We start from the raw sequence: 16,989 nt of genomic DNA, 5'->3' as shown, positions 1-16,989 counted from the left end.
GGAAATGCCCTCCCTGCGAGTACACGGGACCCGGCGTCCCCGCCCGTACACTCATGATGATGGACACGATGGTCGCCGATCCCCTGGTCGGCCGCACCGTGGACCGGCGCTACCACGTCTTGGCGCGGGTGGCTTCGGGCGGCATGGCCACGGTCTATCGTGCCACCGATCTGCGACTCGACCGGCCCGTGGCCCTCAAGGTCATGAGGGGATCCCTCGCCGAGGACCCCGAGTTCGTCATCCGATTCCAGACCGAAGCCCGCGCTGCCGCCCGCCTCTCGGATCCCCACGTCGTGGGGGTCTTCGACCAAGGCGAGTCGGACGGCCTGGTCTACCTGGTCATGGAGTACGTGGCCGGACGCACCTTGCGCGACATCCTGCAACAAGTGGGTCCGCTGAGCCCCGAGCAGGCCCTGGCGGTCATCGACCCCGCGCTCCAGGCACTGGCTGCGGCCCACGCGGCAGGATTCGTGCACCGCGACGTCAAACCCGAGAACGTCCTGGTGGCCGACAACGGCACCATCAAGGTCACCGACTTCGGCCTCGCCCGGGCTCTCGAGTTGCCCTCCTCGGCCACCCGCGGCGTATTGATCGGAACCGCCGCCTATCTGGCCCCGGAACAAGTCAGCCGCGGCCAAAGCGACGAGCGCAGCGACGTCTACCAGGCCGGCGTGCTGCTGTATGAACTCCTCGCCGGTAGCCCACCCCATTCCGGTGACAACCCCTGGACCGTCGCCTACCAGCATGTGAACACCGACGTGCCGCGTCTCGACACCGTCAGACCTGACGTGCCCCCCGGCATCACCGACCTGGTCGCCGCTGCCACCGCCCGCGATCCCGACGACCGCATCCCCACCGTCAACGACTTCTTGTCCCGCGTGCATGAACTGGCTCAGTTGCTGCCGCCGCCGGAACCGTTCCCCATTCCCCGCGCTGTCGTGGTTCCCGACTCGATCACGACCGCATTGGACCGCGCAGCCGCCACGCCGGAACCGGTCGGACCCACCGGCGTCCCCGAGAGCGGCGCTGGCTCCTGGCAGGGGCCACCCCCTGTTCATGGCGCCCCCTCCCCCAAGACACCACGTCGGCCGTGGGTGGTCGGGATCGTCGTCACGCTCGCGTTGGTTGCCCTGGCTGCCGCTGCGGGATGGTGGGCGGCGGGTGGCAACCCGTTCGACCGTACGGACGTGCCGACCGTGGTCGGGGCCACCGAAGCCAAGGCCACATCGAGCCTGACTGCCGCCGGGTTCCAGGTTGACATCAGCGCGCGGGAGTTCTCTGAACGAGTCCCGGCAGGCTCCGTCGTGTCGTCCGACCCGGAATCGGGGTCCAGCGCGGCCACAGGCTCCACCGTCGGCCTTGTGGTGTCACTCGGACCGGAGCGCTACGAAGTGCCTGGGGTCAGGGGCCAGTCCCCAGCTGAGGCTGCCGCCACCTTGACGGCCACCAATCTGACGGTGGGACCCGAGACGCGCGAGTTCCACGACAAAGTGTCCGAAGGTCTGGTCGTCGGTACTGATCCCGACAAGGGCACCGAGGTCAAGCGGGACACCCCGATCGGGCTGATCGTGTCCCGCGGACCGGCCCCTGTGGATGTCCCCGCTGTCACCGGGATCAGCCAGTCCGAAGCCGAACAGGCCCTGAACAATGCCGGACTCAAGGCGGCGGTGTCCACGCGCGAGTCCACCGATGTACCCAAGGGCGTGGTCATCAAGGCCAACCCGGCACCCGGATCCGAAGTCCTGCGCGGCGACACGGTGAAGCTTGTGGTTTCGGAGGGACCCCCACCCGTCGCGGTTCCGAATCTCGTGGACCAGCCCCGCGACGAGGCCATCGCGGCACTCCAAGCCCTCGGCCTGCGGGCCAAGATCGACGAGGGCATCGTCACCCCGCTCGAGCGTGTCTACGCCCAAGACCCGGCACCTGGGACAACCGTGCCGGTCGGCTCCACCATCACCCTCAGCATTTTCTGACACCCTCCAGCGCCTTCTAACACCCTCCATCTCCTTCTAACACCCTCCATCTCCTTCTAACACCCTCCAGCAGCTTCTGACACCCTCGGCAGCTTCTGACACCCTCCAGCGCCGGGGGCCGCTTCTGACGCGCCGGGCAAGAGACACCCGCCGACGCCGTAACCTTGGCTCATGGTTGTGGTGATGGATGCGGACGCGACGGATTCGGACATCGCCGCCGTGGTGACGATGATCGACGGCGTGGGCGGTGAGGCCTTTGTCTCCCGCGGTGAGCGACGGACCATCATCGGACTGGTCGGCGATATCGACCACTTCCTCGACCTGAACCTCGAAGGCCTCTCCGGCGTGTCCGAGATCGTGCGGATCTCGACCCCGTTCAAACTCGTCTCCCGGGATCATCACCCGCAACGCTCCACCGTCTGGGTCGGCCGAGGCGCGCATCGTGTGCCGTTCGGCCCCGATACCTTCACCACTGTGGCCGGCCCCTGCGCCGTCGAGACCCCCGAACAGACCCTCGCCGCCGCTCTGTTGGCGCAAAGACTGGGGGCCACTGTCTTGCGGGGCGGGGCCTACAAGCCGCGGACCTCGCCGTATGCGTTCCAGGGTCTTGGGGTGGCTGGTCTTCGGATCCTGGCCGACGTCCGCGCCGAAACCGGACTACCGATCGTCACGGAGATCGTGGACGCAGCGGACCTCGATGTTGTCGCCGAATACGCCGACATGCTGCAAGTCGGTACCCGCAACATGGCGAACTTCGCCCTGCTCCAGGCATTGGGCTCGGTCGACCGGCCGATCCTGCTCAAGCGCGGGATGAGTTCGACCGTCGAGGAATGGCTCATGGCCGCCGAGTACATCGCCCAGCGCGGCAATCTGGAGATTGTCCTGTGCGAACGAGGGATCCGGACCTTCGAGACGGCGACCCGCAATACGTTGGACATCTCCGCGATCCCGGTGGTTCAGGCACAGTCCCATCTGCCGATCATCGTCGACCCGAGCCACTCCGGAGGGCGACGTGAGCTGGTGGCGCCCCTGTCACGGGCGGCCGTCGCGATCGGCGCTGACGGCGTCATCATCGACGTTCACCCCGACCCGAGGACCGCCTTGTGTGACGGGCCCCAGGCGCTCACCACGGACGACCTCACGGAACTCGCGGCATCGTTGCACGATCTTGCCCAGGTGCTGGGCCGGGCGCAGCCCGAGGCGGTTACTGCCTGACCGCTCTTCCCGCGAGTGGCCCCTGCCGAGTGGCGACTCGAGCCGCCCGATCAGGCCGACAGCATGCCGGCGACGGTGAATGCCAGCTCCAGGGACTGCTCACGATTCAGTCGCGGGTCGCAGGCGGTTTCGTAGCGGTCGGCGAGATCAGATTCCGCCACCCCTTGGGTGCCACCCACACACTCGGTGACATCGTCGCCGGTCAGCTCGACGTGCAATCCCCCGGGATGAGTCCCCAACGCCCGGTGCACCGCGAAGAACCCCTTGACCTCGGCCACCACATCATCGAACAGTCGCGTCTTGTGCCCGGAGGGGGCTTCGCGGGTGTTTCCGTGCATGGGATCACAGACCCAGACGACCGGATGTTCGGCCCCGGTGACCTTGGCCACGATGTTGGGCAACCTCTCCGAGATCAGGTCGGCCCCCATCCGGGTGATGATGGTGAGCCGCCCGGGGGTGCGGTGCGGATCCAACCGGCGGATGAGCGCGAGAACATCATCGGGGTGAGCATCGGGGCCAACCTTCACGCCGACCGGGTTGGCGATCCGCGACAAGAAATCGATATGTGCCCCTTCGGGCTGACGGGTCCGTTCACCCACCCACAGCAGATGCCCTGAGGAACCGAACTGTTGGCCGGTCGCCGAGTCCACCCTGGTCAGGGCACGCTCGTAGTCGAGTGACAGGGCCTCGTGGGCCACGAAGAACTCGACGCTGCGGAACTCCTCGGGATCGGCACCGCACGCACTCATGAACGCGAGCGCACGGTCGATGTCCGCTGCGAGTTGGTCGTACCGACGCCCGGCAGGCGAGAACCGGACGAAGTCCCGGTTCCATGCGTGGACCTGACGCAAGTCGGCGCTTCCGTCCTGCATGAACGACCTGATGAGGTTCAACGCCGCGCTGCTCGCTCGGTAGACCTGCAGCAATCGAAGTGGGTCCGGCAGGCGTGACCCCGGATCGAAGGGCAGGGCATTGACCGCGTCCCCGTAGTAGGACGGCAGTTCCACGTCCCCACGAGCCTCGACGGGTCGGCTCCGCGGTTTGAAGTACTGGCCGGCCATTCGCCCGATCTTGACCACAGGCAGGGATCCGCCGTACGTCAGCACGACCGCCATCTGGAGCACCGTCCGCAGGCGGGCGCGCAGCGAGGTCGCCGTATTGGCATCGAAGGTCTCAGCGCAGTCACCGGCCGTCAGGACGAATGCCTCACCACGCTCGACCGCGGCCAGCCGCTGAGTCAGAAGGTGACAGTCCGCAGCCTGAACCAGACCGGGGAACCCTGACAGGGTGCCGGCAACCTGATCGACAGCTGCCTGATCCGGCCACGGGATGCTCTGGGCCATAGGCAAGTCAGGCCATGTGATGGTCACTGCACAAGGTTAGGGCCGCGGGAACCTCGCTGCCACCAGCGAGCACCGACCCCTCCTTCACCCCGCAGGCCACGGATACTTGGCGAACGCCACCGACTGAATCGAATCCGCTCCTTCCCCTCACCGCCTCCCGACACGCCCCCGGACACCCCCCCGACACGCCCCCGGACACCCCCGCGACCACGACACCTGTGGAAACCCCAGGCTGACGGACCACACCTCGTCACCCGCGGGCCTGCGGTCGCCACCCCGCACAGGGGACCCCTGGGCCGACCCGAGACGACAAGACACGCACCGCGCGGCATCAGCACCATCGCCACCGCACGGCAACAGCCGACTGCCACCGCCGCGCATCAGCACCATCGCCAATCTAGGGTCAGAGCCAAGAAGCGAGGAGGCCCCATGATCGACTCCGACGACATGATTGATCCCGACGATCCCGCCACGGAACTGGGTGAGCAGCAGGACAGCGAGATCGACACCGCTGCCGCCGACCCTCGCGAGCCGGACTCGCAGGTGGGCGAGGATCAGACGCAGGAGATTGATCCCGAGGCACCTGCACCGCGCTGAGAAGCCCCGCAGGCAGAAGCCCGAGGCCCCCGCCGGGCCCCGATCTCAACGCCCCCCTACGCCCGACGCTGCGCTGCCCGAGTTTCCTTGATCTGCTCCTTGGCGACGTTGGCGTAGATGTCCTGGTAGGTCTGACCACTCAACTGCATCAGGTCGTACATCATCTCGTCCGTCGCGGAGCGCAGGACGAACCGGTCGTCGGCCATGCCGTAGTAACGGGACAGGTCAATGGGTCGACCGATCCGTACTCCGATGCGACGCAGACTGGGCTTGAGTTGTCCGGTCGGCTGCGCCTCGAACGTGCCGATCATCGCGACCGGGATCACGGGGACTTCGGCGTGCAGCGCCATGCGAGCGGCTCCGGTGCGACCGCGATACAGCTTGCCGTCCGGAGATCGTGTCCCTTCGGGATACAAGGCGAGAAGATCACCCTTGCCCAGGATCCGAAGGCCGGTGTTCAGCGCGGCCTCGGACGCCTGCCCACCGGAGCGGTCGATCGGAACCTGCCCCGTGCCCCCGAAGAACAGTCGACTGAACCAGCCTTTGGGACCGGTCCCGGTGAAGTAGTCACTCTTCGCCAGGAACGTGGCCCGCCGACGCATGAGCAGGGGCAGGAAGATCGAGTCCGAGAAGGACAAGTGGTTGCTGACCAGCACCGCGGGCCCGTCCTCCGGCAGGTTCTCCTGACCCTCGATCCACGGCCGGAAGAGCACCCGCAGCCAGGGGCCCAGCAGGAAGCGCTTGAGAAACCAGTACAGCACTACCCCGCACCTCCTGACGATCCTCTGCCCTGATGCCCCCCCACCTTGCCCCACAGTCGACCCGGGATGCCCGTTCATCCCCCGGCGCGCCGCACCTACCCGACCAGCGGTGTTGGGACGATCAGGAACGTGCCACCATGGGAGGTCGCATCCGCGAGGAGGTCCCATGCCCCTGATGGCCGGCGCAGAGCCCATCACCGTCGACGGCAACCGCACCGGCGTGTTGCTGGTCCACGGATTCACGTCAACGCCGCAGAGCATGCGTGACTGGGCGCGGTTCCTCGCCGATGCCGGGTACACGGTGTCCGCCCCGAGGCTGCCCGGACATGGGACATCTCTGTCGGAGTGCAATCGCACCACCTGGCACGACTGGTACGCCGAGGTGGCCCGGGCCTTCGACGCATTGCGCGCGCGCTGCGATCAGGTGTTCGTCTTCGGACAGTCCATGGGTGGCACCTTGTCGCTGCGATTGGCGGCCGACCGCGGCGAGCAGGTGGCGGGGCTCGTACTCGTCAACCCGTCCGTCTTCACCACCCGTCCCGACAGGCATCTCCTGCCTGTTCTGGCCAGAGTCGTCCCCGCGTGGCCAGGGATCGCGAACGACATCAAGAAGAAGGACGGCGAAGCCGAGGTCGCCTACGACAAGATTCCGGTCAAGGCCGCGTACTCCTTGAGCAAACTGTGGGCGAACGTGAAGCCGGACATTCCCCGCGTCAGCCAGCCGATCCTCATTTTCACGAGCCCCGACGACCACACAGTCGAACCGGAGAACTCGGACTACCTCCTTGAGCACGTCAACAGCGTGGACCGACACCAAGAGCTGCTGCCCGACAGCTACCACGTGGCCACTCTCGACAACGATGCCCCGCAGATCTTCGCCGACAGTCTGGCGTTCATCCAACGCCTCACCGAGTGACCATATGAATGATGAACCCGGCATCCGATGAACCCGGCAAACGATGAGCCCGACGAAGCCATGAACCCCGATGAAGTGACCACGCTGTGCACGGTCGAGCCCGGACTTGTCGGCCATGTTCGGCAACTCCTGACCGACGCTGGTGTCCCCAGCGCGGCGTTGCCCCAACCTGATGGACGGGTCTGCGTGGTCATCGATCCAGCTGCGGACGAACACGCGCGATCGGTCATCGGACTCGTTCTGCCGCAACTCCTCGACGACGCGCCACGGCGCACCGGGAGCCTCTCCAGTCGCCTCATCCGCACCGAAGACGACCCGACCGCGCTGCCCGGCGGCCTGGTCGATGGAACGCGCCTCACGTTTGGTTACGCGGACCCACTGGCAGACCCCCCGGAAGACGAGACAGCGGATTTCGTGCCGCCGGAGCCGGCCCCGATCCCCCGCCCTAAGGACCGCATCGCGCGAGCCGCGTGGGCTGCCGTTCTTGGCGGTCCGCTGCTGATCCTGCTCGTCCACGCCATCGGACTGCCCGGATTCCTGAGCTCAGTCGGGGTGATCTTGTTCTTCGGCGGATTCGGAACCTTGGTCTTCCGCATGGAGGAGCGCAACCGCTCCGACGACGGGTGGGACGACGGAGCGGTCGTCTGAACCCAACGTTTCCGTTGGACCAACCCTCGGCGCTATAGGCCATCTCGCAGCCGATCTGGCAGGCTGTTCCCGCCGCCCGATCGAGAGGACCACTGTGCCCGTCAGCGAACGTATTGAGATGCGAGGCCACATCCTCGACACGCGGGAACTGCCCCGTGTCCTGAACGAAATCCTCGAAGGCCACGGCGATTTCGTCATCGAACGCTTCGAGATCGGCAAGCACCCGGATGACGAGTCCTGGGTGCAGATCATGGTGTCCGCCGACGAGCCGGAGCTACTGCGCGACGTGCTCAACCGACTCCAGCAGTTCGGGGCGAACCTGGTGGACCCCGGCGAACCGAACATCGTTGTCGCGGACGTGGCCGGAAGCCTGCCCCTGGGCTTCTACTCCTCGACGAACCTCGAGACACAGGTCATGCTCGATGGCGAGTGGCGGACGGTCGAAAACCCCGAGATGGACTGCGGCATCGTGATCGAGGATGGGATACCGCTCACTCGCCCCATGGCCGACATCGAGGTCGGCGACCGGGTCGTCGTCGGCCCGCGTGGCGTTCGAGTGGTCACGGAACCGCTGAAACTCAACCCGGATGACAGCCACTTCGAGTTCATGAACTCGGTCGTGTCGAGCGAGAAACCCCAGGCCCTCCAGGTCCGCCTGATCGCGGATGACTTCCGCCGCGTCAAGGCGGAGGGCAAGAAGATCCTGTGGGTGGGTGGACCCGCGATCGTGCACACCGGATCGGGGCCGGCCATGGTGGCCTTGATCGAGGCGGGCTTTGTCGACATCTTGTTCGCCGGCAACGCGCTGGCGACCCACGACATCGAGTCGAACATGTACGGAACTTCGCTGGGCGTCGATCTGTCCGATGCCACTGGTGTCGAACACGGCCACGAGCATCACCTGCGCGCCATCAACCGGGTGCGCCGATCAGGGTCGATCGCCGCCGCAGTCGAGGAGGGAGTCATCACCGGCGGGATCATGCACGCCATGGTCAAGGCCGATCGGGAGTTCATCCTGGTGGGCTCCGTCCGCGATGACGGCCCCCTGCCCGACGTCTACACGGATGTGATCGACGGCCAACGGGCTATGCGCGCGGCGCTGGCCGACGTCGGCTACGCCATCATGGTGGCGACCATGCTGCACGCCATCGCGACCGGCAACCTGATGCCCGCATCCATTCCGCTGGTATGCGTGGACATCAACCCTGCGACTGTGACCAAACTGGCCGATCGAGGCTCGGCGCAGGCGGTCGGAGTGGTCACCGACATCGGACTGTTCATGGAGCAACTCGCCATGGAGTTGGTGCCGGGCTACCGCAGTAGCTGATCGACTACTTCTTCGGCGTCTTGCGGGCGACTGCCTCGGACTTCTTGGCCGCTGTTGACTTCGCCGCGGCAGTACTCGTCTCGACCGCTTCGGCCACCTTCTTGGCCGAGCCCGTGGCAGCCGCGACGGCAGCCTCTCGATCCGCCCCAGCCGACGATTTCGCGGCTGGGCGTCGGACGGTCTCCGGGGCCGGGCCATGGTCTCGCGCGAGGTCGGCGGCACCGACGATGCCGGCCAGGTTGCCCAACTCGGCGGGGATGATCTCGGTCATGGGTCGCTGCGATCGAGCGACCAGCTGTGCCGCGTACTCCGTCGTGGCGGGTCCCAACAGGAGTTCACCAGCTTCGATGACACCACCACCGATCACGAATGCCGCAGGGTCGAGAAGAGTGGCCACTTCTACCATGCCCCGCGCCAGCCAGGCTCCGACGACCTCGAACGCCTCGATGGCGACGCTGTCGCCGCGTTCCGCGGCCTCCGTGACGTGCAAACCCTGGATCCCTTCCGGAGTTCCATCGCCCAGCGCAAGCATGACCCGCGCTTCCGAGCGGTGCTCGGCAGCGAGGCCTCGCGCGGTACGGACCAAGGCGTTGCCGCTGGCGTACTGCTCCCAGCAGCCGTGCCGACCACACCCGCACAACCGCCCGTCCGGCACCAGGCGCAGGTGTCCGAACTCGGCCCCGATTCCGTTGGCCCCCCGCTGCAGTCGGCCACCCAGCACGATGCCACCGCCGATTCCCGTGCCGACGGTCACCATGACCAGGTCGTCCTTGCCTTTGCCGGCACCGAACCGGTACTCGCCCCAGGCGGCGGCGTTGGCGTCGTTCTCGATCACCGTGGGCAGTCCCACCGCCCGCTCGACCTGTTGCCGCAGAGGCTCCTCGACCCAGCCCAGATTGGGGGCGAAGATCACGCGGGAACGTGAGGAGTCGATCAAGCCCGCCACCCCGATACCGACAGCCTCGATGTCGTATTGCGAGAACCCGTCGAGCAGTTCGACGATGACGTCGAGCACGGCGTCCGGGTCGCGGACCGGGGTGGAACTGCGATTGCTGTCAACCAGGTCCCCGTCCGGATTCACCACCCCAACGGCGATCTTCGTGCCGCCGATGTCGACTCCGGCGGTGTAGGACACGGACTTCTTGCTGGTCACGACAACCTCCCTGGTTCCCACTTCGGAGGCTACCGATCACGGGCGAGTGACACGCGGTGATCCGCGATCGCCGCAGTCCGGGTGCCCGGGTCACGGCGAAGCGCAGCGGTCAGATTTCCTGATCGTCCGGATCCTGGTCATTCGGGTCCAAGGGCTCCGGCCAGCCGGCGAAACCCTCCACCTCCATCTCGGCGACCGGGTCGCGCCCATCGCGCTCCGATTCCTCGTTCTCCTCGTCGTCGAGGGGGACGTGGCGCACTTCGTCGCCGGCGGCGGCTGACGAGTCTTGCGCCACCGTGCGTCGGATCGTGTCCGCGAACTCGACGGCGGCGCCGGTCAGCCGCTCGACGGTCTGAGGATCGAGGTTGCGGGCGTGCGTGATGGCCTGACAGACGGGGCAGTACGCGCATTCCGGGGCCTCTCCCGGAGGCACTGCCTTGCCTCCGGAATTCGCGGTGAAGGCACTGAACGCCTCCATCATCCGCATCCCCGCGCGCAGCGTGTTCGGGTCGGTCATCATCCGTTCCCGCAACACCTCGAAGAGTCGGGCAGCCTCAGCCGCGGCCGAGCCGAGGGCGTCGGATCCGCCGGCCGGAGGTTCGGCGTCGTCGTCGTGCCACCAGGGGGTATCGGTCATCGCTGCCGTCCTTTGTCGTGCGGCCGGAATCGGACTCTGAGCACACCGTCCACCAGGCCGGCGCCGGCGATCCCGTATCGCTGCAACGCCCCTGGTAGCGCCAGCACCCTGCGGTAGGGGCCGACGGTGATGATCAGTTCATTGCCCCGTTCCGCCAGGTCCACATCCCCCTTGGCGGCGAGCGGCAGGTGCAACACCAACACGATCTGATCGCCGAGCCGTTCCAGTTGCAGGGGCGGCTCCACGGCGGGCAGCGCCAACGGGTCCCCGTCCGGGTACACCTGCTCGGCGAGAGCGCGCAGGTCCGGCAGTCCCACTGGTTCGCTGTCCTGATACGGCACAGCGAACAGCGGGATCGGGTCGAGATCCGCCCGCGCCTGATCGAGCCGGACCCGCTGAGCCGACGCCCAACCCGATCGCCACGCATCGCGACCACGAGGGAACACGCGGTTGGCCAGTGCCCCGTCAACCCGGTACCCGTACAGCGACAACGAGGTGAGCGTACGCCGAGCCTCGGCCAGAACGACTGTGTCGGGGGTCATGACCAGTCGCACCGATGCGTCGTCCGATGTCAGCACGTCACGGACCTGCGCGAGGTCCGAGTGCAACCGCTCGACAGCGTCAAGGACTCCCGAGTCGGGCATGGGCACCCGCGTGGCTTTGCTCAAGGGTGCGCGCAGAGCCGTCACCACTCGACGCTCCAGTGGCCAGATCCGCCGCATGTACCACTCCAGCGCCTCAGGAAGAGCCAGCAGCCGAAGCGTCTCGGCGGTCGGGGCGCAATCCAGGACCACGACGTCATAGACACCGGATCTGACCTTGTCCCGAACCTCGAGGAGCGCCAACACCTCTTCGGCGCCTGGGAGGACCGTCAGTTCCTCGGCGGACACCGTGTCCACTCCGGCCGACGACAACACATTGAGCAGGTAATCCTGCACGGCTCCCCAGGAACGCTCGAGCAGCATGCGTGAGTCGATGTGTTCGAGCCAGAGATTGTCGGACAGCGGGACCGCTACTCCTGGTTTCACGTGAGCGGCGAGGACGTCGGCCAGCGAATGTGCTGGATCGGTCGACATCACCAAAGTGCGCAAGCCCGTGTCTGCACAAGCGATCGCTGACGCCGCAGACAGAGTGGTCTTGCCCACACCACCCTTGCCGGTGAACAGCAGCACACGTGTCACGGTTGTGACTCGATCCGCTCCTTCAGGCCCTTCAGGGCCGTGCGGACAATGACCTTCTCGGCGCGTCGCTTCAGGGCTCCGATGATGGGTACCGCGAGATCCATGGCCAAGCGGTACGACACCAGCGTGTTGCGGGGCTGGAGGGTGTGACAGGAGTAGACACCCCATAACCCGGTGACCGTCTCACCGGCGATCAGGTGCCACCTGACTTCCCGATCGCCCCACGAGTCGTAGCGATAGATGTGCGTGTCCTGGATGGGACCGGAATCGAACACCATCTCGACTTCCCGCGGCCGGCCATCGGGAAATTCGACGAGCACTCGCGCGGTGCTGACACCGGGGCACCACTGGGGGTAGGAATCGATGTCGGCGATGGTCGCCATGATCCGAGCGGGCGGCGCAGCGATCTCCAGCTCGGCCTGGGTCCGTTCCGCCATGAGTCGAGGCTATCGTGCACTTCGCGACCAGGACCGCCGAGCGACTCAGGGACACTGGCTGAAGCACTTCGCCTGAAGGGCGAGTGGCGCGGCGCTCTAGACTGCGGCGCCATGAAGGCAACCATGTTCGACGGGCGCGTGACGCGTCCCTTCACGGCTCAGGACCACAACGTGCTGTCTGCTGACACCCCGTTCGCGTGGATCGATGTGCGGGCTGACGGCCCGCATGACCCCGAAGTAGCCCCGTTCCTCGCGGGCATCGGGTTTGAGGATCCGCTGGTGTCCTTCACCTCGCATTCCGAAGGCACGGGGATGTTCCAGCAGTTCGCGGGCAATCTGGTCGGGGCCACTTGGGCAACGTCGGACGACAGCAATGACCCTGTTCTGGTTCATCTGGTCTGGAATCCCGACCGGATGATCACGATCCGTTGCGGTGCCGACAAGGTCATGGCGACCGTCAAGGAGCAGATCGACGCACGAGGTCAACACCTCTTCGCGCATCCCACCGCTGTCCCGGGCGTGGTGATGGAGATCATCTTGAACAGTGTCGACCGGTGTCTCACCCAGATCGCCGGCAGCGTCGACGCTCTGGATGGGGCGATCATCTCGTCGGTGGACCCCGGACAACTGGAACAGCTCCGAGCCGTCCGTAGCGACCTGGCGCCGTGGGCCCGTGTCCTGCCCTCCTATCTGGACAACGTGAACCAGGCCATCATCGACCCGACCTCGTTGCCGGGTATGGATGCCACCGGTGCCCAATACCTCCAGGCGTACAGCGCACGCGTCCAAAGCACCGTCTCTCGTGTCGGTGGAGTGCTGGATGCCGTCCGCAACGCTGCCCAGGACTATCAGACCGAGGTGGCCAACCGGCAAGGACAGCGCATCAACCAACTCACCATCGTGTCGATCGTGTTCCTCCCGGTCACGTTTCTGACGGGGTACTTCGGCATGAACTTCCAGTGGTTGGTCAACTCGACCCAGTCGTTCGGGATCTGGATCCTGTTGGGAGTCCTACTCCCGATCGCGATCGTCCTGACATCCGTGGGGGTCCTGTCTCGGCACGGCTTCACTCTCGCGGGTTCACCGCGGAGGGGTGCGACGCGGAGGAGTTCGCCGGCCGAGTCCCCCAGATGAGCGCTGGTCGTCGGATCAACCCAGGTCCAGGACATACGGACGACCCCGCGAGCGGAAGTGGCCGACATTCACGACTTGCGTGCGCCCGATGCTGACGCGGGACGTGAGTGGTTGATGAACATGACCATGAAGCGCAAAGGCGGGCTGGATGTCCTCTATGTACTCCCGCAGCGCCTGTGACCCGCGCTCCAGTCTTCGAGCGACCACGTCGTAGGTGCATTCGGGCACGGCTGGGGGGATGTGCGCGCACAAGACATCGACCGGCCCGAGTGCCGCGACCTTCGCCGCGTACTCCTCATCGGTGATTTCGAACGGTGTCCGCATGGGGGTCCGCAATCCACCGCCCACGAAGCCGAATCGGATGCCTCCGACATCAACCGTAGTGCCATCGACGACTTCGTGACCGGGGCGCAGGTGGGAGGCCCACAGCGCGGGGACATCGACGTTGCCATAGGTCAGCAGCCCCTCGGGCATGGCTGCGAAGAGCGCCGCGTACTGAGCATTGACCTTCTCGGAGATGACTGTCCAGGGTTCCGCACCCACGGCTTCCCACAACTCCCGGGCGAACGTGCGGGCCTCATCGAAACGCAACTGCGAACGCAGTTCGATGTACCGGCGTGCGTTGTCCGGACCGAAGACCTCGGCGAAGATGCCGTCGCCCGGGTCGTCGTAGTCCAAGAAGAGCACCAGATCTCCGAGACAGATGAACAAGTCGCACCCGACGCCGGCCGCCGCCAGCCCTTGTGTGCGGTTGTGCACGTCCGATACGAGATGAATGCGCATCAGCCCGCGAACCGTCCGATGACGAAGGTGATCAGAGCGAGGGAGATGATCACGATCACCATGCCGACGATCATCACGAGAATCCGTCCGGATCTCGTCGCGAAAGTCGTCGCGAGCGGGGTCGGGTCCTGACGCTCCGCCGCCGCCAGCTTCGCCAACCAGGCCTCGGGATCGGCGTCGGTGCCGGTGCCGGTGCCGGGGTGAGCGCCCGAGCCGGGGTCGCGATTGCCGGACGTCGAAATGGGCGAGGTCGCGGAAGCTGAGGGGGGGAGGACCGGTGTGGCCCCGGGTGGTGGTGGCGGCAGGGGTGCGACGGTCGGCGGGGTGGGCTGCCCAGGCGGTGCTGTGGCTGATGGCATGTCCGCAGTGGTGGGGCTCGTCGGCGCTGGGATGGGCGTCAGACAGAGCGAGCACCATTGCGCCCCCGAAGCCAAGACCGCGCCGCACTCGGCACAGCGGGCCACGGCAACCATTCGACTCACCACCCGCCGGTACCGGGAGGGCGGTCGGCTTCCAGTTCGTACTTCAGGGCCCACACACTGCGCTTCCATCGCAGGGCGTGGCGGCGGCGCAGCCGGTCGGCCACCCGTCGACCACGTGGAGAATCGGGCAGGGTCCGCGCGCGGGTGCCTTCCGGATCCGTCGTGGGGTCGCCCCTCAGGTAGTAATGCAGGATCGCTCCGTCGCCGAACGGCTCCAGCCACACCTCGACCGATCCGACCAGCGCACCGGTCGCCGACCACCGGATGCCTTGCTCGCCGCGGTCCATGAACACATGCAGGGTGAGGTCGGGCCACCACACCCGCCACCGGCTCCGGTCTGCCACCACGGCAGCGAGGGTGGCCGGTGACGCAACAATGAATGTCTCATCCACCAGGTCAACAACCGGCATGTCCCTATGGTGCCGCAGCCGAGTCGATCGCGTCTGTGCGTGCCCGCGGTTCAATCTAGGAATACTGATCTGAGAATCGCGACTCGCCAAGCGGGGGTCATGCTGCGACAGCGACGCCGCCCGCGTAATGTGTCGGCATTCGGCCACGACGATCTCAAGGAGCGACCATGCAGGAGTTCACCGAACCAGAACTGGTCTCGCCCCCCACCACGGGCAACCTGAGCGACCATCTCTTGGACAGTGAACGCCTAGCCCCCAACCAGCCGGCCATAGCGCTACCTTCCGGTGGCGGCTGGACCGATCTGACCTACCAGGAGTTCGCCGACGACGTCCGAGCCGTTGCCAAGGGCGTTGCCGCCAGTGGCGTTCAGGTCGGCGATCGCGTCGGGATCATGTCCCGGACTCGTTACGAGTGGACCCTGGTCGACTACGCCTTGTGGTACGCCGGCGCGGTTCCCGTCCCCATTTACGAAACTTCCAGCGCGGAACAGGTGGAGTGGATCCTCGGTGACTCCGGTGCCGTGGGTGTTTTCCTCGAATCCGACAAGCACAAGGAAGTGTTCGATCAGGTCAGTGGAGCACTCCCCGCCGTTACTCGGCCATGGGTGTTCGACGACGGCGCTATCGACGACCTCCGGGCGGCCGGTACGGACATCGATGACGAGGAACTCGAGAATCGGCGCTCGAGCGTCACTCCCGACAGTGTCGCCACCATCATCTACACATCTGGGACGACAGGGCGCCCCAAGGGGTGCACCCTGACTCACAGCAACTTCATGTTCGAGGTCGACGCTGTGATCGCGGGGGCCCCCGAGGTGTTCGCCCCGGGTCAGTCCACGTTGCTCTTCCTGCCCATCGCGCATGTCTTCGGCCGGGTCATCGAGATTGCGTGCATCCGCGGCCGGATTCGGCTGGCCCACACCGCTGATGTCACCGAACTGCTGCCCAACCTGGCATCGTTTCAGCCGACGTTCCTGCTGTCGGTTCCCCGCGTGTTCGAACGGGTCTTCAACGGAGCCCAGACCAAGGCGGTTGCCGGCGGGAAGGGCAAGATCTTCAACGCCGCTGCTGACGTGGCCATCGAGTACAGCCAAGCCCTGGACGGTTCGGGCCCGGGCATCCTGCTGCGCCTGAAGCATGCGATTTTCGACCGTCTGGTGTACGGCAAACTCCGCGCCGCGATGGGCGGCCACGTCAAGCACGCAGTCTCGGGTGGTGCCGCGCTCGGCGACCGCCTCGGCCATTTCTTCCGCGGGGTCGGTGTGACAATCCTCGAGGGGTACGGGCTGACGGAGACTTCGGCGGCGTCAACGGTCAACCGTCCCGGCGGGCTCAAGGTGGGGACTGTCGGGCGCCCGATCCCCGGGACCTCTGTGCGCATCGCCGACGACGGCGAGATCATGCTCAAGGGTCCCCACATCTTCCGGGGCTACTGGAACAACGATGCCGCCACCAAAGAGGCCATCGAGCCGGACGGATGGTTCCACTCCGGGGATATCGGCCAGATCGACTCGGACGGCTACCTGCGGATAACCGGCCGAAAGAAGGAATTGATCGTCACCGCGGGCGGCAAGAACGTCGCCCCCGCAGTACTGGAGGATCGACTGCGAGCACACACACTCGTCAGTCAGTGCATGGTCGTCGGCGACGGGAAGCCATTCATCGCCTGTCTGGTCACGCTCGATGTGGAGTCACTGCCCGCATGGCTGGAGCACAACGGCAAACCGGCCGACACCTCGCCCGCGGAACTCGTGGACGATCCGACGCTCATCGCGGAGATCCAGAAGGCCGTCGACGAGGCGAACAAGGCAGTTTCACGAGCAGAGTCCATCCGCAAGTTCACCGTGCTCCCCGTCGACTGGACCGAAGCGGGCGGCCAACTGACGCCCTCGTTGAAGCTGAAGCGCAACGTCGTGATGACGGAGTTCGCGGACGAGGTGGCTGCACTGTACGGGTGATCGCCACTGGTCCTGACTCGCCGGGAGGCTGACC

The 16,989-nt window shown here is 66.2% G+C and carries 17 protein-coding genes; 8 read left to right on the top strand and 9 right to left on the bottom strand.

The annotated features are described in order from the left end of the window. The first annotated feature begins 59 nt into the window (after positions 1-59). Entirely contained in the window at positions 60-1,973 is a 1,914-nt protein-coding gene (gene pknB, locus V9E98_09035) for a Stk1 family PASTA domain-containing Ser/Thr kinase (GenBank protein ID MEI2717125.1), read from the top strand. 171 nt (positions 1,974-2,144) lie between these two features. Further along, the gene (gene aroF / locus V9E98_09030) at positions 2,145-3,188 is read left to right on the top strand and encodes a 3-deoxy-7-phosphoheptulonate synthase (protein ID MEI2717124.1); all 1,044 of its coding nucleotides are present in this window, start codon (positions 2,145-2,147) and stop codon (positions 3,186-3,188) included. 50 nt (positions 3,189-3,238) lie between these two features. Here aroF and V9E98_09025 read toward each other — a convergent pair whose 3' ends face one another. Continuing rightward, the gene (locus V9E98_09025) at positions 3,239-4,558 is read right to left on the bottom strand and encodes a 3-deoxy-7-phosphoheptulonate synthase class II (protein ID MEI2717123.1); all 1,320 of its coding nucleotides are present in this window, start codon (positions 4,556-4,558) and stop codon (positions 3,239-3,241) included. Positions 4,559-4,960: 402 nt separating this feature from the next. Between V9E98_09025 and V9E98_09020 the strand changes: the two genes are divergently transcribed. Further along, entirely contained in the window at positions 4,961-5,128 is a 168-nt protein-coding gene (locus V9E98_09020; GenBank protein ID MEI2717122.1) for a hypothetical protein, read from the top strand. 56 nt (positions 5,129-5,184) lie between these two features. Here V9E98_09020 and V9E98_09015 read toward each other — a convergent pair whose 3' ends face one another. Further along, entirely contained in the window at positions 5,185-5,889 is a 705-nt protein-coding gene (locus V9E98_09015; GenBank protein MEI2717121.1) for a lysophospholipid acyltransferase family protein, read from the bottom strand. 166 nt (positions 5,890-6,055) lie between these two features. On the opposite strand from V9E98_09015, the gene V9E98_09010 reads away from it, so the two are divergent. From V9E98_09010 to V9E98_09000, 3 genes are all read left to right on the top strand, one after another. Beyond that, entirely contained in the window at positions 6,056-6,805 is a 750-nt protein-coding gene (locus tag V9E98_09010) for an alpha/beta fold hydrolase (GenBank protein ID MEI2717120.1), read from the top strand. A 27-nt stretch (positions 6,806-6,832) separates the two neighbouring features. After that, entirely contained in the window at positions 6,833-7,453 is a 621-nt protein-coding gene (locus V9E98_09005; protein ID MEI2717119.1) for a hypothetical protein, read from the top strand. 118 nt (positions 7,454-7,571) lie between these two features. Then, on the top strand, positions 7,572-8,780 hold the full coding sequence (locus tag V9E98_09000; protein MEI2717118.1) for a TIGR00300 family protein: 1,209 nt from the start codon (positions 7,572-7,574) through the stop codon (positions 8,778-8,780). Positions 8,781-8,784: 4 nt separating this feature from the next. On the opposite strand, the gene V9E98_08995 is transcribed toward V9E98_09000, so the two are convergent. From V9E98_08995 to V9E98_08980, 4 genes are all read right to left on the bottom strand, one after another. Further along, positions 8,785-9,933 (bottom strand): ROK family glucokinase, encoded by a 1,149-nt coding sequence (locus tag V9E98_08995; protein MEI2717117.1) that lies wholly within the window; start codon positions 9,931-9,933, stop codon positions 8,785-8,787. Between the two features lie 109 nt (positions 9,934-10,042). Continuing rightward, positions 10,043-10,570: a hypothetical protein gene (locus V9E98_08990; protein MEI2717116.1), complete on the bottom strand. Its 528-nt coding sequence runs from the start codon at positions 10,568-10,570 to the stop codon at positions 10,043-10,045. After that, entirely contained in the window at positions 10,567-11,751 is a 1,185-nt protein-coding gene (locus V9E98_08985) for an ArsA family ATPase (GenBank protein MEI2717115.1), read from the bottom strand. The genes V9E98_08990 and V9E98_08985 overlap by 4 nt, the downstream gene beginning before the upstream one ends. Then, positions 11,748-12,188, bottom strand: a complete 441-nt coding sequence (locus V9E98_08980) for an SRPBCC family protein (GenBank protein MEI2717114.1) — start codon at positions 12,186-12,188, stop codon at positions 11,748-11,750. The genes V9E98_08985 and V9E98_08980 overlap by 4 nt, the downstream gene beginning before the upstream one ends. A 111-nt stretch (positions 12,189-12,299) precedes the next feature. On the opposite strand from V9E98_08980, the gene V9E98_08975 reads away from it, so the two are divergent. Beyond that, positions 12,300-13,322, top strand: coding sequence for a CorA family divalent cation transporter (locus tag V9E98_08975; GenBank protein MEI2717113.1), 1,023 nt, complete (start codon positions 12,300-12,302; stop codon positions 13,320-13,322). Between the two features lie 15 nt (positions 13,323-13,337). Here the strand turns inward: V9E98_08975 and V9E98_08970 are convergent, their stop codons facing one another. The 3 genes from V9E98_08970 to V9E98_08960 all read right to left on the bottom strand — a co-directional run bounded on the left by V9E98_08970 (position 13,338) and on the right by V9E98_08960 (position 14,997). Further along, complete coding sequence (locus V9E98_08970; protein MEI2717112.1) at positions 13,338-14,105, bottom strand: metallophosphoesterase; 768 nt, start codon at positions 14,103-14,105, stop codon at positions 13,338-13,340. Beyond that, positions 14,105-14,464, bottom strand: coding sequence for a hypothetical protein (locus V9E98_08965; protein ID MEI2717111.1), 360 nt, complete (start codon positions 14,462-14,464; stop codon positions 14,105-14,107). The genes V9E98_08970 and V9E98_08965 overlap by 1 nt, the downstream gene beginning before the upstream one ends. 119 nt (positions 14,465-14,583) lie before the next feature. Further along, the gene (locus tag V9E98_08960; GenBank protein ID MEI2717110.1) at positions 14,584-14,997 is read right to left on the bottom strand and encodes a polyketide cyclase / dehydrase and lipid transport; all 414 of its coding nucleotides are present in this window, start codon (positions 14,995-14,997) and stop codon (positions 14,584-14,586) included. Between the two features lie 167 nt (positions 14,998-15,164). On the opposite strand from V9E98_08960, the gene V9E98_08955 reads away from it, so the two are divergent. Next, positions 15,165-16,955 (top strand): AMP-binding protein, encoded by a 1,791-nt coding sequence (locus V9E98_08955; GenBank protein ID MEI2717109.1) that lies wholly within the window; start codon positions 15,165-15,167, stop codon positions 16,953-16,955. Positions 16,956-16,989 lie beyond the last annotated feature (34 nt).

It is taken from the genome of Candidatus Nanopelagicales bacterium, assembly GCA_037045355.1.
Lineage (GTDB): Bacteria > Actinomycetota > Actinomycetes > S36-B12.
This window is presented reverse-complemented; position numbering and strand designations above follow the sequence as displayed.